This is a genomic window from Pseudomonas sp. NPDC077649 (assembly GCF_044542855.1).
Taxonomy (GTDB): Bacteria; Pseudomonadota; Gammaproteobacteria; order Pseudomonadales; family Pseudomonadaceae; genus Aquipseudomonas.
Map to the genome: position 1 here is coordinate 1078051 of NZ_JBITVF010000001.1, position 23640 is coordinate 1101690.

At 67.4% G+C, this 23640-nt stretch carries 24 protein-coding genes and 2 tRNA genes; 14 read left to right on the plus strand and 12 right to left on the minus strand.

Going from position 1 to position 23640, the window contains the following annotated elements; translation table 11 throughout:
- Nucleotides 1–104: 104 nt before the first annotated feature.
- Genes ACIGFL_RS04915 through ACIGFL_RS04925 form a run of 3 tightly spaced genes read right to left on the minus strand, consistent with a single transcriptional unit; the run spans nt 105 to nt 2399 of the window.
- Entirely contained in the window at nt 105–659 is a 555-nt protein-coding gene (locus ACIGFL_RS04915; RefSeq protein WP_021445468.1) for a peptidylprolyl isomerase, read from the minus strand.
- A 5-nt stretch (nt 660–664) separates the two neighbouring features.
- Nucleotides 665–1462 (minus strand): alpha/beta fold hydrolase, encoded by a 798-nt coding sequence (locus ACIGFL_RS04920; protein WP_397496313.1) that lies wholly within the window; start codon nt 1460–1462, stop codon nt 665–667.
- Between the two features lie 10 nt (nt 1463–1472).
- Nucleotides 1473–2399, minus strand: a complete 927-nt coding sequence (locus tag ACIGFL_RS04925) for a LysR family transcriptional regulator (RefSeq protein ID WP_397496314.1) — start codon at nt 2397–2399, stop codon at nt 1473–1475.
- A gap of 84 nt (nt 2400–2483) precedes the next feature.
- Between ACIGFL_RS04925 and ACIGFL_RS04930 the strand changes: the two genes are divergently transcribed.
- From ACIGFL_RS04930 to rarD, 4 genes are all read left to right on the plus strand, one after another.
- Entirely contained in the window at nt 2484–2798 is a 315-nt protein-coding gene (locus ACIGFL_RS04930; protein WP_021445465.1) for a hypothetical protein, read from the plus strand.
- A gap of 135 nt (nt 2799–2933) precedes the next feature.
- On the plus strand, nt 2934–3533 hold the full coding sequence (locus tag ACIGFL_RS04935; protein ID WP_122107540.1) for an FMN-dependent NADH-azoreductase: 600 nt from the start codon (nt 2934–2936) through the stop codon (nt 3531–3533).
- A gap of 228 nt (nt 3534–3761) precedes the next feature.
- On the plus strand, nt 3762–4634 hold the full coding sequence (locus ACIGFL_RS04940) for a carboxylate/amino acid/amine transporter (protein WP_397496315.1): 873 nt from the start codon (nt 3762–3764) through the stop codon (nt 4632–4634).
- Nucleotides 4634–5527 (plus strand): EamA family transporter RarD, encoded by an 894-nt coding sequence (gene rarD / locus ACIGFL_RS04945; RefSeq protein WP_397496316.1) that lies wholly within the window; start codon nt 4634–4636, stop codon nt 5525–5527. The genes ACIGFL_RS04940 and rarD overlap by 1 nt, the downstream gene beginning before the upstream one ends.
- On the opposite strand, the gene ACIGFL_RS04950 is transcribed toward rarD, so the two are convergent.
- The 3 genes from ACIGFL_RS04950 to ACIGFL_RS04960 all read right to left on the minus strand — a co-directional run bounded on the left by ACIGFL_RS04950 (nt 5528) and on the right by ACIGFL_RS04960 (nt 7969).
- On the minus strand, nt 5528–6106 hold the full coding sequence (locus ACIGFL_RS04950) for a dihydrofolate reductase family protein (RefSeq protein WP_021445461.1): 579 nt from the start codon (nt 6104–6106) through the stop codon (nt 5528–5530).
- 99 nt (nt 6107–6205) lie between these two features.
- Entirely contained in the window at nt 6206–6613 is a 408-nt protein-coding gene (locus ACIGFL_RS04955; protein ID WP_397496317.1) for an anti-virulence regulator CigR family protein, read from the minus strand.
- A 54-nt stretch (nt 6614–6667) separates the two neighbouring features.
- Nucleotides 6668–7969 (minus strand): mechanosensitive ion channel family protein, encoded by a 1302-nt coding sequence (locus ACIGFL_RS04960; RefSeq protein ID WP_397496318.1) that lies wholly within the window; start codon nt 7967–7969, stop codon nt 6668–6670.
- A 162-nt stretch (nt 7970–8131) separates the two neighbouring features.
- On the opposite strand from ACIGFL_RS04960, the gene ACIGFL_RS04965 reads away from it, so the two are divergent.
- On the plus strand, nt 8132–9451 hold the full coding sequence (locus tag ACIGFL_RS04965; RefSeq protein ID WP_397496319.1) for a DEAD/DEAH box helicase: 1320 nt from the start codon (nt 8132–8134) through the stop codon (nt 9449–9451).
- A 69-nt stretch (nt 9452–9520) separates the two neighbouring features.
- On the opposite strand, the gene ACIGFL_RS04970 is transcribed toward ACIGFL_RS04965, so the two are convergent.
- Both ACIGFL_RS04970 and ACIGFL_RS04975 read right to left on the minus strand, forming a co-directional pair.
- The gene (locus ACIGFL_RS04970; protein ID WP_397496320.1) at nt 9521–11353 is read right to left on the minus strand and encodes an ABC transporter ATP-binding protein; all 1833 of its coding nucleotides are present in this window, start codon (nt 11351–11353) and stop codon (nt 9521–9523) included.
- Nucleotides 11354–11388: 35 nt separating this feature from the next.
- Nucleotides 11389–12453, minus strand: coding sequence for a metal-dependent hydrolase (locus tag ACIGFL_RS04975; protein ID WP_397496321.1), 1065 nt, complete (start codon nt 12451–12453; stop codon nt 11389–11391).
- 129 nt (nt 12454–12582) lie between these two features.
- Here ACIGFL_RS04975 and arfB point away from each other — a divergent pair, with 129 nt between their 5' ends.
- Complete coding sequence (arfB, locus tag ACIGFL_RS04980; RefSeq protein WP_397496322.1) at nt 12583–12996, plus strand: alternative ribosome rescue aminoacyl-tRNA hydrolase ArfB; 414 nt, start codon at nt 12583–12585, stop codon at nt 12994–12996.
- A gap of 22 nt (nt 12997–13018) precedes the next feature.
- On the opposite strand, the gene ACIGFL_RS04985 is transcribed toward arfB, so the two are convergent.
- Both ACIGFL_RS04985 and gap read right to left on the minus strand, forming a co-directional pair.
- A complete protein-coding gene (locus ACIGFL_RS04985; RefSeq protein ID WP_397496323.1) occupies nt 13019–13483 on the minus strand; it encodes a methylglyoxal synthase in 465 nt (154 codons plus the stop codon).
- Between the two features lie 13 nt (nt 13484–13496).
- Nucleotides 13497–14498, minus strand: a complete 1002-nt coding sequence (gene gap, locus ACIGFL_RS04990) for a type I glyceraldehyde-3-phosphate dehydrogenase (RefSeq protein ID WP_021445453.1) — start codon at nt 14496–14498, stop codon at nt 13497–13499.
- Between the two features lie 130 nt (nt 14499–14628).
- Here gap and edd point away from each other — a divergent pair, with 130 nt between their 5' ends.
- From edd to ACIGFL_RS05010, 4 genes are all read left to right on the plus strand, one after another.
- Nucleotides 14629–16452 (plus strand): phosphogluconate dehydratase, encoded by a 1824-nt coding sequence (gene edd, locus ACIGFL_RS04995; protein WP_397496324.1) that lies wholly within the window; start codon nt 14629–14631, stop codon nt 16450–16452.
- Entirely contained in the window at nt 16449–17405 is a 957-nt protein-coding gene (locus ACIGFL_RS05000) for a glucokinase (RefSeq protein WP_122107531.1), read from the plus strand. Before edd ends, ACIGFL_RS05000 begins: the two co-directional genes overlap by 4 nt.
- A gap of 128 nt (nt 17406–17533) precedes the next feature.
- Nucleotides 17534–18259: a response regulator gene (locus tag ACIGFL_RS05005; protein ID WP_021443528.1), complete on the plus strand. Its 726-nt coding sequence runs from the start codon at nt 17534–17536 to the stop codon at nt 18257–18259.
- 19 nt (nt 18260–18278) lie between these two features.
- Nucleotides 18279–19688 carry an ATP-binding protein gene (locus tag ACIGFL_RS05010; RefSeq protein ID WP_218567624.1) on the plus strand — a complete coding sequence of 470 codons (1410 nt, stop codon included), beginning with the start codon at nt 18279–18281 and terminating at the stop codon, nt 19686–19688.
- A gap of 54 nt (nt 19689–19742) precedes the next feature.
- On the opposite strand, the gene rdgC is transcribed toward ACIGFL_RS05010, so the two are convergent.
- Nucleotides 19743–20663 carry a recombination-associated protein RdgC gene (gene rdgC / locus ACIGFL_RS05015; RefSeq protein WP_397496325.1) on the minus strand — a complete coding sequence of 307 codons (921 nt, stop codon included), beginning with the start codon at nt 20661–20663 and terminating at the stop codon, nt 19743–19745.
- Nucleotides 20664–20948: 285 nt separating this feature from the next.
- Between rdgC and ACIGFL_RS05020 the strand changes: the two genes are divergently transcribed.
- From ACIGFL_RS05020 to ACIGFL_RS05035, 4 genes are all read left to right on the plus strand, one after another.
- A tRNA-Val gene (locus tag ACIGFL_RS05020) sits at nt 20949–21024 on the plus strand.
- A gap of 15 nt (nt 21025–21039) precedes the next feature.
- Nucleotides 21040–21116: transfer RNA gene (locus ACIGFL_RS05025), tRNA-Asp, on the plus strand.
- A 187-nt stretch (nt 21117–21303) separates the two neighbouring features.
- Nucleotides 21304–22011 (plus strand): FKBP-type peptidyl-prolyl cis-trans isomerase, encoded by a 708-nt coding sequence (locus ACIGFL_RS05030; RefSeq protein ID WP_021443525.1) that lies wholly within the window; start codon nt 21304–21306, stop codon nt 22009–22011.
- Nucleotides 22012–22357: 346 nt separating this feature from the next.
- Nucleotides 22358–22792, plus strand: a complete 435-nt coding sequence (locus ACIGFL_RS05035) for a YkvA family protein (RefSeq protein WP_021443524.1) — start codon at nt 22358–22360, stop codon at nt 22790–22792.
- Here ACIGFL_RS05035 and ACIGFL_RS05040 read toward each other — a convergent pair.
- The gene (locus ACIGFL_RS05040; protein ID WP_397496326.1) at nt 22752–23513 is read right to left on the minus strand and encodes a substrate-binding periplasmic protein; all 762 of its coding nucleotides are present in this window, start codon (nt 23511–23513) and stop codon (nt 22752–22754) included. The genes ACIGFL_RS05035 and ACIGFL_RS05040 overlap by 41 nt on opposite strands.
- Between the last annotated feature and the right edge of the window lie 127 nt (nt 23514–23640).

A 23640-nucleotide genomic window follows, 5' to 3' on the forward strand; every position in this document is an offset into this window, starting at 1 on the left:
AAAACGACAAAGCCGCCCACTGGGCGGCTTTGTCGTTGTAGGGCCGTAGGGTGCGTCGTGCGCACCAACCCTTCATGGAAGCCCGGGGATGGCCCCCGGCGGCGTTACAGACGCTTGGCCTCGAGGATCAGCACCGGCTCGCGCGGCACGTTCTGGTGCATGCCGCGGTTGGCGGTGGGCACCTGGGCGATCTTGTCCACCACTTCCATGCCGCGGGTCACCTTGCCGAACACCGCGTAGCCGAAGTCGCGCGAGCCGTGGTCGAGGAAGGCGTTGTCCTTGTGGTTGATGAAGAACTGGCTGGTGGCCGAGTCGCGTACCTGGGTACGGGCCATGGCCAGGGTGCCGCGCACGTTGTGCAGGCCGTTGTCGGCTTCGTTCTTGATCGGCGTGTCGGTGTCCTTCTGCTGCATCTGCGCATCGAAGCCGCCGCCCTGGACCATGAAGCCGGGGATCACCCGGTGGAACTGGGTGCCGGCGTAGAAGCCACTGTCGACGTACTTGAGGAAGTTGGCGGTGCTGATCGGCGCCTTGTCGGCGGCCAGCTCCACCTCGATCTCACCGAGGCTGGTGGTCAGCAGCACCTTGGGATTGTCCGCCGCCAGCAGGCTGGTGGAGAGCAGCAGGGAACAGGCGGCGAAGGCGAGTTGCTTGAGCATGATGGTCAGTTTTCCTTGTTGGCGGTTTCTTCGAGAAAGGCGAGCAGGGCGCTGTTGAAGCGTTCGGGTTGATCCAGCGGGGTGGCGTGGCGCGAATTTTCGATCACCAGCAGGCGCGCGTCGGGCAGTTCGGCGACGTACTCGCGCTTGCGTTCGACCGGGGTGTAGTCGCGGTCGGCGCTGATCACCAGGGTAGGACAGGTGATGCGGCTCAGGCGTTCCCGCACGCCCCAGCCGATGATGGCGTCGAGGCTGGCCAGGTAGGCGCGCTTGTCGTTCTGCGGCCAGCGCTCTTCGATCTTGCGTCGCAGTTCGGCCTGCTCCGGCCTGGGGAACAGCAGCTTGCCCAGGGCCTTGGCGATGGTCTCCAGGCTGAGCAGGCGCGACAGCGTCCAGCGCTTGCCGATTTCCAGCCAGTCGCGCGGGCTTTTCGCCTTCACCTCCGGGCCGCTGTTGACTATGGTCAGGCTGCGCAGCAGCTCCGGGCGGTCGACGCCGAGCTGGAAGCCGATCATGCCGCCCATGGAAATGCCCACCAGGTGCACCGGCGGCAGTTGCAGGTGCTCGATCAGCGCGGCCACGTCATCGGCGAAATCGGCGATGCGATAGGCCTCGCGCGGTTTGTCCGAGCGGCCATGGCCGCGCACGTCGAGCGCCAGCACGCGGTAGTGCTGGCTGAGCACGGGAATCTGGTACTCCCAGTCGCGGGTGCTCGAGCCCAGGCCGTGCACCAGCAGCAGCGGCGCGCCGTGGCCGTAGTCCTCGTAGTGCAGCTGGCAACCGTCGTTGTCGAAGTAGGGCATGGCCGGGGTCTCAGTTGGGCGACTGTGGGGCGGCGAAGGCGGCATCCAAGGGGGCGGCGTCGAAGTTCTTGATCAGCTCGATGAGAATCTGCGTGGCCGGGCCGAGCACCCGTTCCTTGTTGCTATAGAGGAAGAAGCGCGGCTTGCGCGTGCCGCCCTGGGCCAGCGGCAGCGGCTTGAGCAGGCCCTCGTCCAGCTCGCGGGCGATCAGGTGGCGCGGCAGCCAGGCGAAGCCCAGGCCGCTGCCGACGAAGGTGCGCGCGGTGGGCAGGCTGCCGACGGTCCAGCGTTGTTCGGCACCGAGCCAGCCGCTGTCGCGCGGCTGCACCCGGCCGCTGTCGCGGACCACTACCTGCATCTGGGTTTCCAGGTCCTGGAAGCTCAGCTCGCGTTGCAGGCGGTGCAGGGCATGTTCCGGATGGGCCACGGCGATAAATTCCACCTCGCCCAGTTCCTGCGGCAGGTAGCCGGTGATGTTGAGGGCGCTGATGGCCAGGTCGGCGGAGCCTTCGAGCAGCACCTCCTCGACACCGGACAGCACCTCCTCGCGCAGGCGCACGCGGCAGCCGCGGCTCTGCGGCATGAAGGCCGACAGCGCGCGGACGATATTGGCGGTGGGGTAGGCGGCGTCCACCACCAGGCGCACCTCGGCTTCCCAGCCCTGCTCCATATGGTGGGCCAGGTCTTCCAGCTGGCTGGCCTGCTTGACCAGTTGCCGCGAACGGCGCAGCAGCACGTCGCCGGCCTCGGTGAGCACCGCCTTGCGCCCGTCGATGCGCAGCAGCGGCACGCCGAGCTGCTCCTGCATGCGCGCCACGGTGTAGCTGACCGAGGATTGCGAGCGGTGCAGCACCTCGGCGGCCTGGGCGAAGCCGCCCTGGTCGACCACCGCCTGCAGGGTGCGCCATTGATCCAGGGTTACACGGGGAGCCTTCATTGCATCATCCTGTCTGTGCCGGCAAACGGGTTCTATCGCCGGCGATATCCACCTACACTGGCGCTTCCCCGTTGGAGAGCGTCGATGAAAAAACTCTGCTGCCTGCTGTTCGTCCTGTTGCCGCTGGGCGCCCATGCCTACCCCATCGAGCTGGACAAGCAGCTCAACGGTGCCGAGGTGTCCGCCAGCACCCAGGAGATCGACCACAACATGGCGGCGCTGATGCTCTACAACTATGGTCAGAGCGAGGCCGAATGCACCGCGGTGTTCCGCAACGGCCCCGAAGCGCCGCGGACCCGTCGGGCCGCGCTGGCGCCGGGGGCGAACACCAATCTGACGGTCAAGTTCACCCGCAGCGTGATTCGCCTGCGGGTCAGCCTGACCTGTGGCCTCAAGTAAGCAGAGCCTAGTGCCGGGGCATAGATAAATCAACTTTGTCGATATATGTAAGCGGATATTTGCGCTTTTTAATCGATAGTTGCGACTCTAATCTCTGCTCCATCGATCTCTACCCACCTCGATGGAGTCTCAAACATGTCCCGTGTTCTGGTTATCGAAAGCAGCGCCCGTCAACAAGGCTCGGTGTCCCGCGAGCTGACCCAGCAGTTCATCGCCAACTGGCAGGCCGCCCATCCCGCCGACCAGATCCAGGTACGCGACCTGGCCGCCGAGCCGGTGCCGCACCTGGATGCCACCCTACTGGGCGGCTGGATGACCCCGACCGAGCAGCAGAGCGAGGCGGAGAAGGCCGCGCTGGCACGCTCCAACCAGCTCACCGACGAGCTGCTGGCCGCCGACGTGCTGGTGCTGGCCGCGCCCATGTACAACTTCGCCATCCCCAGCACCCTGAAAGCCTGGCTGGACCACGTGCTGCGCGCCGGGGTCACCTTCAAGTACAGCGAAACCGGCCCGCAGGGCCTGCTCAGTGGCAAGCGCGCCTTCGTCCTCACCGCCCGCGGCGGCATCTACGCCGGCAGCGGCCTGGATCACCAGGAACCCTACCTGCGCCAGGCGCTGGCCTTCATCGGCATCCACGAGGTGCAGTTCATCCATGCCGAAGGCCTGAACCTGGGCAGCGAGTTCAGTGCCAAGGGGCTGGCCCAGGCCAAGGCCAAGCTGGCGGCCGTGGCCTGATCGCGACTCCACTCTCCTGAGCGCCCGCATCCGGGCGCGTTCGCCGGCCGGTGCCCGAGGGTGCGGGCCGGCTTTTTCGTCTGATCCGGGGCAAAACCGGAGACATTCACGCGGATCCTCCCGGATTGCGACCGCAGTCCACCCTGTTCGCGGCCCAGGCCGCTGCGACGGATTGTCCGGCACGGGCGAACGCGCTAAGGTCGCCGCCTTAGTTGTCTGGAGCTCGCCGTGCGCTACCTGCTGATTGTGACCCTGCTGTGGGCCTTCTCCTTCAGCCTGATCGGCGAGTACCTGGCCGGGGCGGTCGACAGCTACTTCGCCGTGCTCAGCCGCATCCTCATCGCCGGGCTGCTGTTCGTGCCGCTGACCCGCTGGCGCGGCCAGGCGCCGGCCTTCGTGCGCGGCATGCTGCTGATCGGCGCGTTGCAGTTCGGCGTCACCTATGTCTGCCTGTACCTGAGCTTCAACCTGCTGACGGTGCCCGAGGTGCTGCTGTTCACCATCCTCACGCCGCTGCACGTGACCCTGATCGAGGACGCCCTTAATCGCCGCTTCAACCCCTGGGCACTGCTCGCCGCGCTGGTGGCGGTGCTGGGCGCCGGGATCATCCGCTACGACGGCGTCAGCCAGGGGTTCCTGCTCGGCTTCCTGCTGCTGCAACTGGCCAACTTCACCTTCGCTGCCGGCCAGGTGCTGTACAAGCACCTGCTGTTGCGTCACCCCTCGAGCGAGCCGCAGTACCGGCGTTTCGGCTTCTTCTACCTGGGTGCGCTGCTGGTGGCGTTGCCGGCCTTCCTGCTGCTGGGCAATGCCGAGCGCCTGCCGAGCACGCTGCTGCAGTGGAGTGTGCTCGCCTGGCTCGGCGTGGTGGCCTCGGGCCTGGGGCTGTACTGGTGGAACCAGGGCGCCAGCCTGGTCGACGGCGGCACCCTGGCGGTGATGAACAATGCGCTGGTGCCGGCCGGCTTGCTGGTCAATCTGCTGATCTGGAACCATGACGCCGATCTGCTGCGCCTGGCCCTGGGCGGTGCGGTGATCGTCGCCTCGCTGCCGCTGGCCGGCCTCGGCCGGGCGCGGCTACTGCAGGGCAGGGTGGCCTGATGCACCTGTCCGGGCGTGGGGTGGCGCTGTCGGTGGGCGCCTCGCTGCTGTTCGCCGTGCTGCCCGGCTACGTGCAACTGCTGGCGCCGCTGGACGGCATCCAGATCTTCGCCCAGCGCGTGCTCTGGTCGATTCCGCTGGTGCTGTTGCTGGTGCTGCTGACCCGCCAGGGGGCGCTGCTGCGCGAGACCTTCGCCCGCCTGCGCCGCGAGCCGTTGCTGCTGGCCGCCTGGCCGCTGGCGGCGGTGCTGATCGGCGTGCAGTGGGGGCTGTTTCTCTGGGCGCCATTGGCCGGGCGCATGCTTGAGGTGTCGCTGGGCTACTTCCTCCTGCCGTTGGCCATGGTCCTGGCCGGGCGGCTGTTCTACGACGAACGCCTGCGCCCGCTGCAGCAACTGGCGGTGGCCTGCGCCGTGCTCGGCGTGCTGCACGAACTGTGGCGCAGCCAGGCGTTCTCCTGGCTGACCCTGGTCACCGCGCTGGGTTACCCGCCGTATTTCATGCTGCGCCGCTGGATGCGCCTGGACGCATTGTCGGGCTTCGTGCTGGAGATGCTGATGCTGGCGCCCTTGGCGATCTGGCTGATCGTCGCTTACGCCCCGGTGGGCGCCTTCGAGGAGCGGGCCGCGCTCTGGCTGCTGGTGCCCGGCATGGCGCTGATCGGCACCCTGGCCTTCGCCGCGATGATGGCTTCCAGCCGCCTGCTGCCGCTGGGGCTGTTCGGCATTCTCAATTACGTCGAGCCGGTGCTGCTGTTCGGCGTGGCCCTGCTGGTGCTCGGCGAGTCCTTCGATGCCGGGCAATGGCTGACCTACCTGCCGATCTGGCTGGCGGTGCTGCTGGTTGGTTGGGACAGCGCCCGGCTGCTGCGCAAGCAGCAGCGCGGGCACTGATCAGGCGGCGCTGCTGCGCGGCATGGGAATCTGCGTCGGCTGGCTGGCCTGCTTCTTCACCTGGTAGTGCAGCTGCACCGTGCCGCTGTTGAAGCGCCGCTGGTCGCTCAGCACCAGGCTGCGCTCCATGCCGCTGGCCAGCAGCGGAATGCCGGCGCCGAGCAGGTGCGGTACCAGGTTGATCACCACCTCGTCGAGCAGGCCGGCGGTGTAGCAGGTGCCCGCCAGGGAGCTGCCGCCGACCAGCCAGATGCGCTGGAACTTGGCTTCCTTCAGCGCCGCCACGGCCTGCCCCGGCGTGCAGTGGGTCAGCTGCACCTCGGTCGCCGCGCGCGGCAACTGGGAGCGGGTGAGCACCACGCAGGGCTTGCCCGGATAGGGCCAGGGCCCACCGCGCTTGAGCAGCGCCTCGTAGGTGCCGCGGCCCATCAGCAGGGCGTCGATGCTGGAGTAGAAGTACTGAAAGCTGTATTCCTCGTCCGGTTGGCGCTGGGCTTCGAACCAGTCGAGGCGACCATCGGGGCGGGCGATATAGCCATCGAGGCTTGAGGTGACGTGGTAGATCAGCGAGGGGTTCATCATGCCTCCGCAACAAAGCGTCTTAGCGTTGGAGCGATGCGTAGGCGACAAGTTCGGCGGGCGCCGCGACCGCTGGTCGGCGGCGCCCGGGGCTCTGGTTTAGTCCAGCACGTTCCTCAATACCTCATAGACGATCCCGGTGGCGATTGCCACCAGCACCACGTCGCGGCCCACCTGTTTCCACTCGTAACCCTCGTAATAGGGCAGGCGCGCCGACAGACGGCTGTCGAAGTTCTTGGCGATGCCCGGCGGCAGCGGCTTGCCGCGGGCCAGGTTCTTGGCGATGCCGGGCGGCAGAGCGGAGGTCGGGCCGATCAGCTGGCGGTTGTCGCCGAGCACGATGCGCACCTGGCCGATATCCACGGTCGGACCGCGCAGGTCGATCTGCACCTCGTCGTGGCCGCCGCCATGCTTGCCCTTGCCCGGCGGCGGGCTGGCCAGCAGTGGCGAGGCGAACAGCAGCAGACTGAGGCCGAGCGCGAGGGGAGTTCGGGTTATGGCAGGCATGGGCAGAGCTCCAGCGAAGGGGTGTGCCGATTAGAACGCCGCGGCCGGGGCGGTTCAAGCCTCCGGCGTCGGCGCCGCCGGCGATTGTGACGGCAGTCTTTGACTCAGCGCCTGCAGGCCCTGGCGCAGGTCGTTGCCGGCCGGCTGCTGGTACAGCGCCAGGTCGAACTCCGGCAGCAGGGCCAGCAGGTAGTCGAAGATGTCGCTCTGGATGCGTTCGTATTCCAGCCAGTTGGTGGTGCCGGTGAAGCAGTAGATCTCCAGCGGGATGCCTTCGGCGCCGGGTTGCAGCTGGCGCACCATGCAGGTCATGTCCTGGCGGATCTGCGGGTGACTCTTCAGGTAGGCCTCGGCGTAGGCGCGGAAGGTACCGATATTGGTCATGCGCCGGCGGTTGGCCGAGGGGCCGTTCTCGGCCTTGTGCTCGGCGTTCCACTGGCGCAGCTCGGCCTGCTTGTGGCCGAGATAATCGGTGAGCAGGCGCACGCCGGCCAGGCGCTGCTCCTCGGCGGCGTCGAGAAAGCGCACCAGGCCGGCGTCCAGGTGCAGGCTGCGCTTGATCCGTCGGCCGCCGGCCTGGGTCATGCCGCGCCAGTTCTTGAACGACTCGGCCATCAGCCGCCAGGTGGGGATGGAGACGATGGTCTTGTCGAAGTTCTGCACCTTGACCGTGTGCAGGCTGATGTCCACCACGTCGCCGTCGGCGCCGACCTGGGGCATCTCGATCCAGTCGCCGACGCGCAGCGAGTCGTTGCTGGTCAGCTGCACGCCAGCGACGAAGGACAGCAGGGTGTCCTTGTACACCAGCAGGATCACCGCCGACATCGCGCCGAGGCCGGACAGCAGCAGCAGCGGCGAGCGGTCGATCAGGGTGGCGACTATGACGATGGCGGCGAACACGTACAGCAGCATCTTGGCCAGCTGCACGTAACCCTTGATCGAGCGGGTGCGCGCGTGCGGGGTGCGTGCGTAGAGGTCGAGCAGGGCGTTGAGCAGGGCGCTGAGGGCCAGGGTCAGCGACAGCAGGGTGAAGGCCAGGGCCAGGTTGCGCAGGAAGTGCTCGGCCTTGTCGCTCAGCTCCGGCACCAGCACCAGGCCGAACTGCACCAGCAGCGACGGCACCATCTGCGCCAGGCGGTTGAACACCTTGTTGTGGCGCAGGTCCTCCAGCCAGAACAGCGCCGGCTGGCGTGCCAGCAGCTTGCTCGCATGCAGGATCAGAAAGCGCGCCAGGCGTCCGGCCAGCAGCGCCACCAGCAGCAGCACCAGCAGGCCGGTGATGGCGCCCAGCCAGGGGTACTGGTCGAAGTGGTTCCAGAGTTGCTCGGCCTGGCTCAGCAGCTGATCCGTATCCATGGGCGAAAACTACCTGTCGATGCTCGGGAAGGGGCCAATTAGACCATCCCCATGGCATGGGTTCGCAACCTCGGCGGCGCCGCGTTGCAAAGAAATTCGGCCGCGGCGGCGGAAACCGTTAGGCTATGCACCGTTTTGTCGATTCTTCGAGGTAGTGCCCCCGTGTTTGCCCAATTCGCCCTGCATGAACGCCTGCTGAAAGCCGTGGCCGAGCTTAATTTCGTCGAGCCCACCCCGGTGCAGGCGGCAGCGATTCCGCCTGCGCTGGAGGGCAAGGACCTGCGGGTGATCGCCCAGACCGGCAGCGGCAAGACCGCCGCCTTCGTCCTGCCGTTGCTCAACCGCCTGCTCGGTGATGGCAACTCGCAGCAGCGCGTGAGCATCCGGGCGCTGATCCTGCTGCCGACCCGCGAGCTGGCCCAGCAGACGCTGAAGGAAGTCGAGCGCTTCGCCCAGTTCACCTTCCTCAAGGCCGGCCTGGTGACCGGCGGCGAGGACTTCAAGGTGCAAGCCGCGATGATGCGCAAGATCGACATCCTGATCGGCACGCCGGGGCGCCTGATCGAACACGCCAACGCCGGCAACCTGCCGCTGAACGAGGTCGAGGTGCTGGTGTTCGACGAGGCCGACCGCATGCTCGACATGGGCTTCGCCGAGGACGCCCAGCGCCTGGCCGAAGCCTGCGGGCCGCACCAGACCCTGCTGTTTTCCGCCACCACCGGCGGCAACGGCCTGCGCGAGATGGTCGCCAAGGTGCTCAAGGCGCCGCAGCACCTGATGCTCAACAGCGTCAGTCAGCTCAACGAGGGCACCCGCCAGCAGATCATCACCGCCGACCACAACCATCACAAGGAACAGCTGGTCGACTGGCTGCTGGCCAACGAGACCTATGACAAGGCCATCGTCTTCACCAACACCCGGGTGCAGGCCGACCGCCTCTACGGCAAGCTGGTGGCGGCCGGGGTCAAGGCCTTCGTGCTGCACGGCGAGAAGGACCAGAAGGACCGCAAGCTGGCCATCGACCGCCTGCGCCAGGGCGCGGTCAAGGTGCTGGTGGCCACCGACGTGGCCGCCCGCGGCCTGGACGTCGACGGCCTGGACCTGGTGATCAACTTCGACATGCCGCGCTCCGGCGACGAGTACGTGCACCGCATCGGCCGCACCGGCCGCGCCGGCGGCGAAGGGCTGGCGATTTCGCTGATCTGCCACGGCGACTGGAACCTGATGTCGAGCATCGAGCGCTACCTCAAGCAGCGTTTCGAGCGGCGCACCGTCAAGGAGCTCAAGGGCAGCTACCAGGGGCCGAAGAACCTCAAGGCCTCGGGCAAGGCCGCCGGCAGCAAGAAGAAAAAGACCGACAAGGACGCCAAGAAGGCCGCGCCCAAGCGCAAGTCCGGCCCGCGCCCGGCCGGCAAGCCCTCGGCGCTGGTCAGCGAGGACGGCCTGGCGCCGCTCAAGCGCAAGAAGCCGGCGGCGGAGTAACCGGGCAGGAATGCCATGCTGTGGGCTGCGCTTTAGCGGCGAGTCGCGGCTCAAGCCCCTCCCACGGGGTCAATCCACCCCGACGAAGCCGCCGGTCTGGTGCTGCCACAGGCGCGCATACAGGCCGCCGCGGGCGACCAGCTCGGCGTGGCTGCCGCTCTCGACGATGCGCCCCTGGTCGATCACCACCAGGCGATCCATGCGCGCGATGGTCGACAGGCGATGGGCGATGGCGATCACCGTCTTGCCCTGCATCAGCTCGTCCAGGCTGTCCTGGATCGCCGCCTCGACTTCCGAATCCAGCGCCGAGGTGGCTTCGTCCAGCACCAGGATCGGCGCGTCCTTGAGCAGCACGCGGGCGATGGCGATGCGCTGGCGCTGACCGCCGGACAGCTTGACCCCGCGCTCGCCGACCTGGGCGTCCATGCCGCGGCCGCCCTGGCCGTCGTCCAGCAGCGGAATGAAGGCGTCGGCGCGGGCCTTGCGCGCCGCCTCCAGCAACTGCGCCTCGCTGGCGTCCGGGCGACCGTAGCGCAGGTTGTCGCGGATCGAGCGGTGCAGCAGGGCGGTGTCCTGGGTGACCATGCCGATCTGCGCGCGCAGGCTCTCCTGGCTGACCTGGGCGATGTCCTGGCCATCGACCAGGATGCGTCCGCTCTCCAGGTCGTACAGGCGCAGCAGCAGGTTGACCAGGGTCGACTTGCCGGCGCCGGACGGCCCGACCAGGCCGATCTTTTCGCCGGCGCGCACGTTCAGGCTGAGCCCGGCGATCACCCCGCCGGCCTTGCCGTAGTGGAAGTGGATGTCCTCGAAACGCACCTCGCCGCGCTCCACCCGCAGCGGCTGGGCGCCCTCCCGGTCGAGCACCTGGCGCGGCTGGACGATGGTGTGCATGCCGTCCTGCACCGTGCCGACGTTCTCGAAGATGCCGTTGACCACCCACATCACCCACTCGGCCATGTTGTTGATGCGCAGCACCAGGCCCAGCGCCAGGGCGATGGCGCCGGTGCTGATCGACCCCAGGCTCCACAGCCACAGCGCCAGGGCGCCGGTGGCGACGATCAGCACGCCGTTGAGGCTGGTGATGCTGACGTCGAGCAGGGTCACGGTGCGGGTCTGCTGGTGCACCTTGTCCAGCAGCTCCTGCATGGCCTCGCGGGCGTAGCCTTCCTCCTCGCGGGTGTGGGCGAACAGCTTGAGCGTCATCACGTTGCTGTAGCCGTCCACCACCCGGCCCATGACCTTCGAGCGCGCCGCCGAGGCGGCTGCCGAGCGCTGCTTGATGCGCGGCACGAAATGGCGCAGCAGCAGGCAGTAGCCGACGATCCAGGCCAGCAGCGGCAGGATCAGACGCACATCCGCGGCGGCGAACAGGTACAGCGCGCTGCCGGCGTAGACCACCACGAACCACAGCGCGTCGACCAGCTGCATGGCCGACTCGCGCAGGCTCGGCCCGGTCTGCATGATGCGTTGGGCGATGCGCCCGGCGAAGTCGTTCTGGAAGAAGCTCAGGCTCTGCTTGAGCACGTAGCGGTGGTTCTGCCAGCGGATCAGGTTGGTCAGTCCCGGATTGACCGCCTGGTTGGCCAGCAGATCGTGCAGGCCGAACACCAGCGGGCGCAGGAGCAGCGCCACCAGCAGCATCCACAGCGGCTCGCCGCGGTACTGCTGGAAGAACTCGGCGCTCGGCGTGCGCTGTGCCATGTCGATCAGGCGGCCGAGGAACTCGAACAGCGCCACCTCGATCACCGCGGCGAAGAAGCCCATCACCAGCAGGGCCAGCATCAGCGGCCAGACCTGGCGCAGGTAGTGCAGGTAGAAGCGCAGCAGCCCGGCGGGCGGCTGCACGTCCGGGCTGGGTCTGAAGGCGTCGATCAGCGACTCGAAACGGCGGAACAGCATCGCAGGCATCCCGCCTTGATGAAGAGGGCTCGATGTTAGCGCGAGCCCGTCTCACTTAGCAGGGGTTTCTCCAGTTCGCCGGCCCAGGCCAGTAGCGGAACGGGCAGCTGCGGCTGCCAGATGCGCTTGAGCAGCACCAGCAGGTGCTCGGGTTCGCCGCGCTCGAAGGGCAGCCGCTCGATGTGCCGGTGCACCTGCCACTGGCCGTCCTGCAGGCGGGCGAAGTCGAAGCGGAAGGGGTGGAAGCCGGTCATGCCCAGGCGCAGGTCGGTGACGATCAGGCGGTCGCCGATCTGGTCGTAGCGCAGCACGCCGTCGGTGAACCAGGCCAGGCGCCGGTGCGCGGGCGAGTCGAGCAACTGCTCGCGCAGCTGTGTGCCGCGCGGCAGGCGCTGCAGCTGCGGCGGAGCGTCGTCGAACCAGCCGACCAGGGCTTCGTGGTAGTGCTCGCCGTCCAGCACTATGACCCGCCACAGCAGGCTGTTGAGCGGCGTCGGGGTGATGAACAGCTGCTCGGCGACGATGCCCTGGCGCGCCAGTTCGGCCTCCACCCGCTGCTCGGCCATGTATTTGCCGGCCAGGCTGAACCCGATATAGAGCGTGGACAGCGCCAGGGCCACGGCCGGCACCCGCCAGGCCTGTTCGCGCAAGCCGTTGAACAGGCCGACCACGACCGCAACCAGCAGTGGCAGGGTATACAGCGGGTCGATGATGAACAGGCTGGACCAGGCGGTGGGAATCGGCATCAGCGGCCAGAACAGCTGGGTGCCGTAGCTGGTGAAGGCGTCCAGCACGGGGTGGGTGAACAGAATCAGCCAAACGGTGAGCAGCAGGCGCCGCCCCGAATAGCCGGGGTGAGGCCGAAAACGTCTGACCAGCCAGGTCAACAGCAGGGCCAGGCCGCTGAGGACGAACAGCGAATGGCTGAAACCGCGGTGGTAGGTCATGTTGGCCACCGCATCGCCGTAGTCGATGACCACGTCGAGATCTGGCAGGGTGCCGAGCATGGCGCCGTACAGCAGCGCCTTGCGCCCCTGCCAGCGGCCGAGCAGGGCGCCCTGGATGCTGGCGCCGAGTACGGCTTGGGTGATCGAATCCATCAGTTGAGCTCGCGTGAGGGCAGGTCGCTACGTTAGCCGAGGCCGTGGCCGAATGCCGCGGAGAAATTTCAAGCAAAGGTTACAGCGTCAGCGGCTATCCTGACGGCCTGAATCTCGCGGATCCAAGCCATGCTCATCGTCTCCAACGCCGTCCACCTGCCGCTCGAGGAAATCGAGCTGAGCGCCATTCGCGCCCAGGGCGCCGGCGGGCAGAACGTCAACAAGGTGTCCAGCGCCGTGCACCTGCGCTTCGACAGCCAGGCCTCGTCCTTGCCGCCGTTCTACAAGGAGCGCCTGATGGCGCTGGCCGACAGCCGCATCACCGCGGACGGGGTGGTGATCATCAAGGCGCAGCAGTACCGCACCCAGGAGCAGAACCGCGCCGATGCCCTCGAGCGCCTGGCTGAGCTGATCCGCAGCGCCGGCAAGACCGAGAAGAAGCGCCGCCCGACCAAGCCGACCCTGGGCTCGAAGCAGCGCCGCCTGGACGGCAAGAGCAAGCGCGGGGCGATCAAGGCGGGGCGGGGGCGGGTGGATTTCTAGTCCGTCGTGGTGCGCGCTTGCTTCAACCGCGCCCGGCCAGATAGGCCTGGTAGTCGGGAATGCGGTACTCGTGCTGCTGCTCTAGCAGGCTGCTGCTGAGCAGGTAGTCGGCGCTGCTCTCGTTGCACGCCACCGGGATGTTCCACACCGCGGCGACCCGCAGCAGCGCCTTGATGTCCGGGTCGTGCGGCTGCGGCTCGAAGGGGTCCCAGAAGAACACCAGGATGTCCACGCGCTGCTCGGCGATGCGCGCGCCGAGCTGCTGGTCGCCGCCCAGCGGGCCGCTGATCATGCTTTCCACCGGCAGCCCCAGGCGCTTGCTCAGCAGCAGGCCGGTGGTGCCGGTGGCGAGCAGCTCGTGATGCGCCAGCTTGTCGCGCTGGCGTTCGCACCAGTCGAGGAGAAAGCCCTTGCAGTGGTCGTGGGCCACCAGAGCGATGCGTTTGCGCGCCGGCAGGCTGGCGCTGGTGAAGCTGATACGGCTCATCGGCATTCCTCGGTCACATCAGCCGCGCCAGGGCCCGGCAGTTGTCCAGCATGCGGTTGGAGAAGCCCCATTCGTTGTCGTACCAGGCCATCACCTTGAGCAGCTTGCCGCTGGCCTTGGTGTGGTTGGCGTCGAAGATCGACGACAGCGGGTTGTGGTTGAAGTCGCAGGACACCAGCGGCAGGCTGTTGTAGCCCAAGACCGGCGACTGTTCGCTGGCGGCCTTGAGCAGGGCGTTGACCTCCTCGGCGCTGGTCTCGCGCTTGAGCTGCAGAGTCAGGTCGACCAGCGACACGTTGATCACCGGCACCCTGACGGCCATGCCGGTGAGCTTGCCGGCCAGCTCCGGCAGCACCAGGCCGACCGCTTCGGCGGCGCCAGTCTTGGTCGGGATCATCGACTGGGTGGCCGAGCGGGCGCGGTAGGGGTCGCTGTGGTAGACGTCGGAGAGGTTCTGGTCGTTGGTGTAGGCGTGGATGGTGGTCATCAGCCCCTGCTCGATGCCCAGCTCGCGGTGCAGCACCTGGGCCACCGGCGCCAGGCAGTTGGTGGTGCAGGAGGCGTTGGAGAGGATCTGCATGGCCGGCGTCAGCACGCCTTCGTTGACCCCGTACACCAGGGTGGCATCGGCGCCCTTGGCCGGCGCCGAGATCAGCACCTTGCGCGCACCGGCGGCGAGATGGGCGGCGGCCTTGTCGCGCTCGGTGAACAGTCCGGTGCACTCGAACACCACGTCCACCTGGTGGGCTTTCCAGGGCAGTTCGGCCGGGTTGCGGATGGCGCTGACGGCGATGCGGTCGCCGTTGACCCACAGGCTTTCGCCATCGGCCACCACCTCGCCGGCGAAGGGGCCGTGTACGCTGTCGTGGCGCAGCAGGTGGGCGTTCATGGCGCTGTCGCCCAGATCGTTGATCGCCACCACCTGCAAATGCTGGCGATAATCCTGGGTATAGAGTGCGCGCAGTACGTTGCGGCCGATACGGCCAAAACCATTGATGGCGATTCGCAGGGTCATGGTGAGGGTTCTCGTAATTTTGTTGTTGGAATTACAAGATTATTCGCGTGAGACTAGAAATCAAGCCTTTTTAGTGGCAGTATTTTGTTAAAACTACAAACAGACGCTAGCTGCTAGCCTGGAGAACCCCATGCATCCCCGCGTTGTTGAAGTCACCGACCGCCTGATCGAGCGCAGCCGCGCCACCCGCCAGCGTTACCTGGCGATGATCCGCGCGGCTGCCAGCGAAGGGCCGCAGCGCGGCAAGCTGCAGTGCGCCAATTTCGCCCATGGCGTGGCCGGTTGCAGCGGCCACGACAAGCAGACCCTGCGCCTGATGGACGCGGCCAACGTGGCCATAGTTTCTGCTTACAACGACATGCTTTCGGCGCACCAGCCCTACGAGCAGTTCCCCGAGCAAATCAAGCAGGCCCTGCGCGAGCTCGGCTCGGTGGGCCAGTTCGCCGGCGGCGTGCCGGCCATGTGCGACGGCGTCACCCAGGGCGAGCCGGGCATGGAGCTGGGCATCGCCAGCCGCGAGGTGATCGCCATGTCCACCGCCGTGGCGCTGTCGCACAACATGTTCGACGCCGCGCTGTACCTGGGCGTGTGCGACAAGATCGTCCCCGGCCTGCTGATGGGGGCGCTGCGCTTCGGCCACCTGCCGTCGCTGTTCGTGCCGGCCGGCCCCATGACTTCGGGCCTGTCCAACAAGGAAAAGGCCGACGTGCGCCAGCGCTACGCCGAGGGCAAGGCCAGCCGCGACGAGCTGCTGGCGGCGGAGATGGCCGCCTACCACGGCCCGGGCACCTGCACCTTCTACGGCACCGCCAACACCAACCAGCTGCTGATGGAGGTGATGGGCCTGCACCTGCCGGGCGCCTCCTTCATCAACCCCGGTACGCCGCTGCGCGAGGCGCTGACCCGCGAGGCGGCGCGCCAGGTCACCCGCCTGACCAAGCAGAGCGGCCAGTTCATGCCCATCGGCGAGATCGTCGACGAGCGCTGCCTGGTCAACTCCATCGTCGCCCTGCACGCCACCGGCGGTTCGACCAACCATACCTTGCATATGCCGGCCATCGCCCGCGCCGCCGGCATCCTGCTGACCTGGCAGGACATGGCCGAGCTCTCCGAGGTGGTGCCGACCCTGGCCCACGTCTATCCCAACGGCAAGGCCGACATCAACCACTTCCAGGCCGCTGGCGGCATGGCCCTGCTGATTCGCGAGCTGCTCGCGGCCGGCCTGCTGCACGAGGAGGTCAACACCGTGGCCGGCCGCGGCCTGTCGCGCTACACCCGCGAGCCCTTCCTCGACGACGGCCAGCTGGTCTGGCGCGACGGCCCCAGCAAGAGCCTGGAGGAGAGCGTGCTGCGCCCGGTGGCGCGGCCCTTCTCGCCGGAGGGCGGCTTGCGCCTGATGCAGGGCAACCTCGGCCGCGGGGTGATGAAGGTCTCCGCGGTGGCCCCCGAGCATCAGCTGGTGGAGGCGCCGGCGCTGGTGTTCGAGGATCAGCTGGAGCTGGTCGAGGCGTTCAAGGCCGGCCAGCTGGAACGCGATTTCGTCGCCGTGGTGCGTTTCCAGGGCCCGCGCAGCAACGGCATGCCCGAGCTGCACAAGATGACCCCCTATCTCGGCGTGCTGCAGGACCGCGGCTTCAAGGTGGCGCTGGTCACCGACGGGCGAATGTCCGGCGCCTCGGGCAAGATCCCGGCGGCCATCCATGTCTGTCCCGAGGCCTTCGACGGCGGCCCGCTGGCGCGGGTGCGCGACGGCGACCTCATTCGCCTCGACGGCCACAGCGGCGAGCTGCTGCTGAAGGTCGACGCGGCCGAGCTGGCGGCGCGCGAACTGGCCGCTGCGCCGGCGCCGGCAGCGGGCTGCGGGCGCGAGCTGTTCGCCTTTATGCGGCACAACTTCAGCAGCGCCGAGCAGGGCGCCAGCGCCTTCACCGCCAGCCTGGAGTCGCTGACGTGAAGCTGGCGCTGGTAGGCGATATCGGCGGCACCAACGCGCGCTTCGCCCTGTGGCGCGACGCGCAGCTCGATAGCGTGCGGGTGCTGGCCACCGCCGATTATCCGACCCCCGAGGCGGCCATTCGCGCCTACCTGCAGGGCCTGGAGCTGCCGCTGGGCGCGGTGGACTCGGTGTGCCTGGCCTGCGCCGGGCCGGTCGGCGGCGACGAGTTCCGCTTCACCAACAACCACTGGCGCCTCAGCCGCAGCGCGTTCTGCCGCGACTTGCAGGTGCGCGAGCTGCTGCTGATCAACGACTTCTCCGCCATGGCCCTGGGCATGACCCGCCTGCGCGAGGACGAGCGTCGGCCGATCTGCCCCGGCCAGGCGCAGGCCGGGCGCCCCTGCGTGGTGATCGGCCCCGGCACCGGCCTCGGCGTCGGCACCCTGCTGGCCACGGCCGGCGGCGGCTGGCAGGCGCTGCCGGGGGAGGGTGGGCACGTCGACCTGCCCATCGCCACGCCGCGCGAGGCCGAGCTGTGGCAGCTGCTGTATCGCCAGCTCGGCCATGTGCGCGCCGAAGACGTGCTCAGCGGCGGCGGTCTGCTGCTGCTGTACCGGGCGCTATGCCAGCTGGACGGCGCCGAGCCGCGCCTGGCCTCGCCGGCCGAGGTGACGGCGGCGGCGCTGGCCGGCGATGCGCTGGCCGGCGCGGTGATCGAGCAGTTCAGCGTCTGGCTCGGTCGCGCCGCCGGCAATCTGGTGCTCAGCCTCGGCGCGCGCGGCGGGGTCTATGTGGTCGGCGGCGTGGTGCCGCGTTTCGCCGAGCTGTTTCTGGCCAGCGGCTTCGCCGCGGCGCTACGCGACAAGGGCTGCATGAGCCATTACTTCGACGGCATCCCGGCCTGGCTGGTGACCGCCGAATACCCCGGCCTGATGGGCGCCGGCGTGGCGCTGCAGCAGGCAGCGGGGTAGGGTGTGCGGGGCCGCCTAGGCCATGCTTACCAAGATCCGTGCAGAACAACCAAAGTGGCGAGATGAGCCAGTCCCGTAGCCCGGATTTCATCCGCGCTATAGAGGCATAACAAGAAAGGTGGCGGACCATGAGCCAGCCCGGAAAATCCATTCTCCTGGTCGATGACGACGCGGAGATTCGCGACCTGCTACAGACCTACCTGAGCCGCGCCGGCTTCGCCGTGCGCGCCGCCTGCGACGGTGCCGGCTTTCGCCAGGCGCTGTGCGCCGAACCGGCCGACCTGGTGATTCTCGACGTGATGCTGCCCGACGAGGACGGCTTCAGCCTGTGCCGCTGGGTGCGCGAACACCAGCGCTTCGCCCTGGTGCCGATCATCATGCTCACCGCCAGCTCCGACGAGGCCGACCGGGTGATCGGCCTGGAGCTGGGCGCCGACGACTACCTGGGCAAGCCGTTCAGCCCGCGCGAGCTGCAGGCGCGGATCAAGGCGCTGCTGCGTCGCGCGCAGTTCAGCCAGGTGGCGGGCGGCGAGGTGCTGGCCTTCGACCAGTGGCGCCTGGACATGGTCAGCCACCGCCTGTTCCATGCCGATGGCGAGGAGGTGATCCTCTCTGGCGCCGACTTCGCCCTGCTCAAGCTGTTTCTCGATCACCCGCAGCAGATCCTCGATCGCGACACCATCGGCAACGCCACCCGCGGCCGCGAGGTGATGCCGCTCGAGCGCATCGTCGACATGGCGGTCAGCCGTCTGCGCCAGCGCCTGCGCGACACCGACAAGCCGCCGCGGCTGATCCGCACCGTGCGCGGCAGCGGCTACCTGCTGGCGGCCCAGGTGACGGCGCAGCATGGCTAGCTGGCGGCGCTGGTTGCCGGTGCCGCGCTCGCTGCTCGGGCGCATGCTGCTGCTGACCCTGCTGGTGGTGCTGCTGGCGCAGGCGCTGTCCAGTTTCATCTGGGTCTCGCAGCTGCGCGCCAGCCAGATGGAGGGCCTGCTCACCAGCGCGCGCAGCCTGGCGCAGTCGATGGCTGCCAGCGTCAGCTACTTCCGCTCGCTGCCGATCGGCTACCGGCCGCTGGTGCTCGACCAGTTGCGCAACATGGGCGGCACGCGCTTCTTCGTCTCGCTCAACGACAAGCCGCTGCAGATGCAGGTGCTGCCGCCGACGCCGCGCAAGCGCGCGGTACTCGAGGCGGTCGAGGCCACCCTGCGCGAGCGTCTGGGCAGCGGCCTGGACATCTCCCTGCAGTTCGTCAGCCCGGAGGACCTGCGTATCTTCAACAGCGGCCTGAAACTCGACGAGCTGCCGCGTTCCTGGGCGCACTACGCGCTGAGCCTGGAGCCGCTCAATCCGCCGGTACTGGTGACGCAGATCCGGATCGCCGAGGGCGAATGGCTGTACCTGGCGTCCTTGCTGCCCGAGCCCTATGTCGGCCTGGAGCAGCAGGGCCTGCCGGCGCAGCAGCTGTGGTTCATCATCCTCACCAGCAGTTTTTTGCTGCTGTTCATCGGCATCCTGGTGCACTGGCAGAGCCGTCCGCTCAAACGCCTGGCGCGGGCGGCGCGGGAAATGTCGCTGGGCAGCGAGGTCGAGCCGCTGGCCGAGGCTGGCGGCAGCGAGGTGGTCGAGGTCAGCCGCGCCTTCAACGCCATGCGCGAGCGCATCGGCCGTTACCTCAACGAGCGCAGCCAGCTGTTCAGCGCCATCTCCCACGATTTGCGCACGCCGATCACCCGCCTGCGCCTGCGCGTCGAGCTGCTCGACGACGAGGTGCTGCAGGCCAAGTTCGGCCGCGACCTGGACGAGCTGGAGATGCTGGTCAAGGGCGCGCTGCAGTGCGTCAAGGACACCGACATCCACGAGAACATCGAGCCGGTCGACCTCAATCACCTGCTGCACGGGGTGGTCGAGCCCTACCTGGGTAACGGTCGGGTCACGCTCGCCGGCAGTGCGCTGGCGCCCTATCCGGGCAAGCCGCTGGCGCTCAAGCGCTGCATTGGCAACCTGGTGGACAACGCACTGAAATACGGCGAGCGCGCCCACCTGCAGATCGAGGACGACGGCCAGGCCTTCGTCCTGCACGTCGACGACGAAGGCCCGGGGGTGCCGGAACAGCGCCTGGAGCAGGTGTTCGAGCCGCATTTCCGTCTGGCCGGGCAGCAGCAGGGCTACGGCCTGGGCCTGGGCATCGCGCGCAATATCGCCCACAGCCACGGCGGTGAGCTGAGCCTGCGCAACCTGCGCGAGGGCGGCCTGCGAGTGACCCTGAGTTTGCCCAGGTAGGGTGCGCCCCGCGATCCGCCCTGTGGGAGCGGCTTCAGCCGCAGACGCCGCGGCTCAGATCCCCTGGGGAATCTCTTCGCCGCCGAGGGCGCTGAACAGCTCGGGGAGGAACTCCACCAGGGTCATCATCATCAGGGTAAAGCTGGCGTCCTGCTGCGCCAGGGCGTCTTCGCCGCCGTCCTGTTCGGCCTGCTCCTGGAGGATGTCCTCGAAGCGCAGGCGCTTGATCACCAGCTTGTCGTCGAGCACGAACGACAGCTTGTCCTGCCAGGCCAGCGACAGCTGGGTGACCTGCTTGCCGGTGGACAGGTGCAGCTGGATTTCCTCGCTGGTCAGGTCCTGGCGCTTGCAGCGCACTACGCCGCCGTCCTCGTGGGTGTCGCGCAGCTCGCACTCGTCGAGCACGTAGAAGCCTTCGGCTGCCTTCTGCGTCTTCAGCCAGTCGGTGAGGGTGGCGGTGGGCGCGACCTTCACCGACAGCGGGCGCACCGGCAGCGAGCCGATGGCCTCACGCAGGGTGGAGAGCAGGTCTTCGGCCTTCTTGGCGCTGGCGCTGTCGACCAGGATCAGGCCCTGCTTCGGCGCGATGGCGGCGAAGGTGCCGGACTTGCGGATAAAGGCGCGCGGCAGGAAGGTCTGGACGATCTCGTCTTTCAACTGATCGCGCTCCTTCTTGTACACCTTGCGCATCTGGCTGTTCTCGATCTCGTCGACCTTCTCCTTCAGCGCGTCGCGCACCACCGAACCGGGCAGGATGCGTTCTTCCTTGCGCGTGCCGATCAGCAGGAAGTCGCCGCTGACATGCACCAGCGGCGCGTCGGCGCCCTTGCCGAAGGGCGCGCTGAAGCCGTAGGTGGTCAGCTCCTGGCTGGCGCAGGGACGCGCCGGCTTGCTCGCCAGCGCGCTTTCCAGCGCGTCGGCATCGAAGGGGATGTCCTGGGTGAGGCGATAGACCAGCAGGTTACGAAACCACATGAGCGGGTGACTCTCCATTGGCGTGATGGTCGCGGGGCGGCGCTCGGGCTGCAGGTGGCGCGCCGCGACGGGAAGGGGGGCGGGTGGTCGCGAGATCGCGGCCTGGCCGCCAGCGCAAAGCGCGCATTATTCTCCCCTCGCGGGCTCAGGCCAACCCTGGCATCGGGCCAGCGGGAAAATTCCTGGGTCTCGCCTAAGTTCTTGCTGGAGCGATAGAAATTTTTTGCATCGGGGCTTGCCAAGGTGCAGATCGCTCTCTAGAATGCGCCCCACTTCGAGAGTGAAGGGTGATTAGCTCAGCCGGGAGAGCATCTGCCTTACAAGCAGAGGGTCGGCGGTTCGATCCCGTCATCACCCACCAATCTCGCAGTTACGCGCAGCGGTAGTTCAGTCGGTTAGAATACCGGCCTGTCACGCCGGGGGTCGCGGGTTCGAGTCCCGTCCGCTGCGCCATTCTTCTCCTCGCTCCATCCCCTCCTGTGACGCCTCTTCGGCATTCGCCGAAAACCTCAGAAAATTCCTTTGTTTGCTTGAACTTATGCGCATCGCTCGGCTCCTATGCCGTAGCCAGTGATCGCGGCGGACTGCTAAGCTCGCGCTTTCACACGACGGCCTTTGGGCGCATCTACAAGGAACAAGCATGAAACAGCATCGTTTGGCGGCGGCGGTAGCCCTGGTGGGCCTGGTGCTCGCCGGTTGCGATTCGCAAACCAGCGAAGTCGAACTCAAGACCCCGGCGCAGAAAGCTTCCTACGGCATCGGCCTGAACATGGGCCGCAGCCTGTCCGAGGAAGGCATGGACGATCTGGACTCCAACGCCGTCGCCCAGGGCATCGAGGATGCGCTGGCGAAGAAAGAGCCGCGCATCAAGGACGAGGACATGATCGAGGCCTTCTCCTTCCTGCAGACCCGTGCCGAAGAGCGCATGGCGGCGCTGAACAAGGAAGCGGCCGAAGCCGGCAAGAAGTTCCTCGAGGAAAATGGCAAGCGCGAAGGCGTGGTCACCACCGAATCCGGTCTGCAGTACGAAGTGGTGAAGAAGACCGACGGTGCCCAGCCCAAGGCAACCGACGTGGTGACCGTGCACTACGAAGGCAAGCTGACCGACGGCAGCGTGTTCGACAGCTCGGTCGCGCGCGGCAGCCCCATCGACCTGCCGGTGGGCGGGGTGATTCCGGGTTGGGTCGAAGGCCTGCAGCTGATGCACGTCGGCGAGAAATACAAGCTGTACATCCCCAGCGAACTGGCTTACGGCGAGCAGAGCCCGTCGCCGGCGATCCCGGCCAACTCGGTGCTGGTGTTCGATCTGGAGCTGATCGGCATCAAGGAACAGGCTGCCGCGGAGTAACACCCGGCAGTTCGACGCAGCGCCCCGTCTCGACGGGGCGTTGCCGTTTCTGACGGTCGAGAAATTGACCTGTGGGGCTTGTGTTCGGTCGCAGGTGTTACGCTTATGCACATTATGGGAAGCATTCCTAACAAGACCCCGTTACACCGACAGGCTCATCAAGTCAATTTTCAAGTGATTGATTTTATTGGATTTTGTGGGGTGGGCAAAAAATACCCGATCTGTCCGCAGGCCGCATGCCACGGGGCTTTGATAAGCTTGTCGAACGCCTGTTAACAGGTTTATCCACAGCTTCGGTGGATAAGCCGAGCAAGCCCAGGCGGCGCCTGGGTTACGAGGAGGACCGATGAAAACTCCGTGGAAACTGGCGCGTTACCTGCCCATGGCGGCGCGTTTCCTGCGCGAGGGACGCCTGCCGGAACTGCTCCGCGCCCTGGGCGACAAGCGCACGCCGCAGGGTGCCCGCTTCGCCGGGCTGCGCGAGGATCTGCGGCTGTTGCGCGCGCTGTGCCTGGCCTGGCTGAAGGGCGATTACCGGCAGATCAGCAGCCAGGCGCTGCTGATGGTGGTGGCTGCCTTGCTGTATTTCCTCTCCCCGCTGGATGCCATACCCGATTGGCTGGTGGGGCTGGGTTTCATCGACGACCTGGCCGTGTTGGCCTGGGTGCTGCGTACCTGGCGCGGCGAGCTGGACGCCTTCAAGGCCTGGCGGGCAGCGCAGACGCCCGAGCAGCTGGCGCTTATCGAGCGCTTACCTCCGGCGAGTCCGCAGCGCTCCTGAGCGCCTCCTCCAGCCATTGCTCGATCCGGCCCTGGTCGCGCAGCTCCACCAGCAGCGCGTCCAGGCGTTCGGCCGCCACCGGCAGGTGCGGCCCGTAGGCGCAGTGCACCTGATAGCGCTGTACCACCCAGGGACTGAAATCCAGGCGCAGTTGCGGGTGCTGGGCGAGCTTGTAGGCCAGGTTGCGGCGCATGTCGATCACCGCATCCAGGCGCTGCTTGTCGAGCATCTGCAGGCTGGTGTCGAGGTCGCGCACGTCCTGACGCAGGATGCGCTGGTCGGCGAAGGCTGCCATCAGTGGCGCGCTGTAGATGTAGCCGAGGCTGGTGCCGAGCACCTTGCCATGCAGGCTTTGCAGGCTGGTCAAGGGCGCCGTGTCGCGGTGCTGCAACAGCACGTCTTCCTCCTCGTACAGCGGCGGCGACCAGTGCAGGCGTTGCGGCTCGCCGACCCACTCGGGGTTCGCGTTGCAGATCAGGTGCAGGCGGCCCTGCTGCAGGTAGGTTTCCAGGCGGTTGTTCGGCGTCTCGATGAATTCCACCGGCAGATCCAGGCGCAGCGCCAGTTCCAGGCCGAGGCGGTGGGCCAGGCCACGCTGCAGGCGCTGCTGCTCCACGCCCACATAGGGCATGGCGTCGGCCGGGCCATAACCCCAGCGCAGGTTGTCGGCAGCGCAGGGCAGGGCCAGCAGGCCGCAAAGCAATGCGTAGAGTCTGCGCAAAAGAAACTCCCCCGCCCAGTGGGCTCTAATGCCAAAGCAGTATAGATCACGCCCCTGGCGGCGGCCGCCTGTTAAGATGGCCGCTCGCAAGGAAGGCGCCGAGGTCGTCGGTGCTGCTTTCCAACGG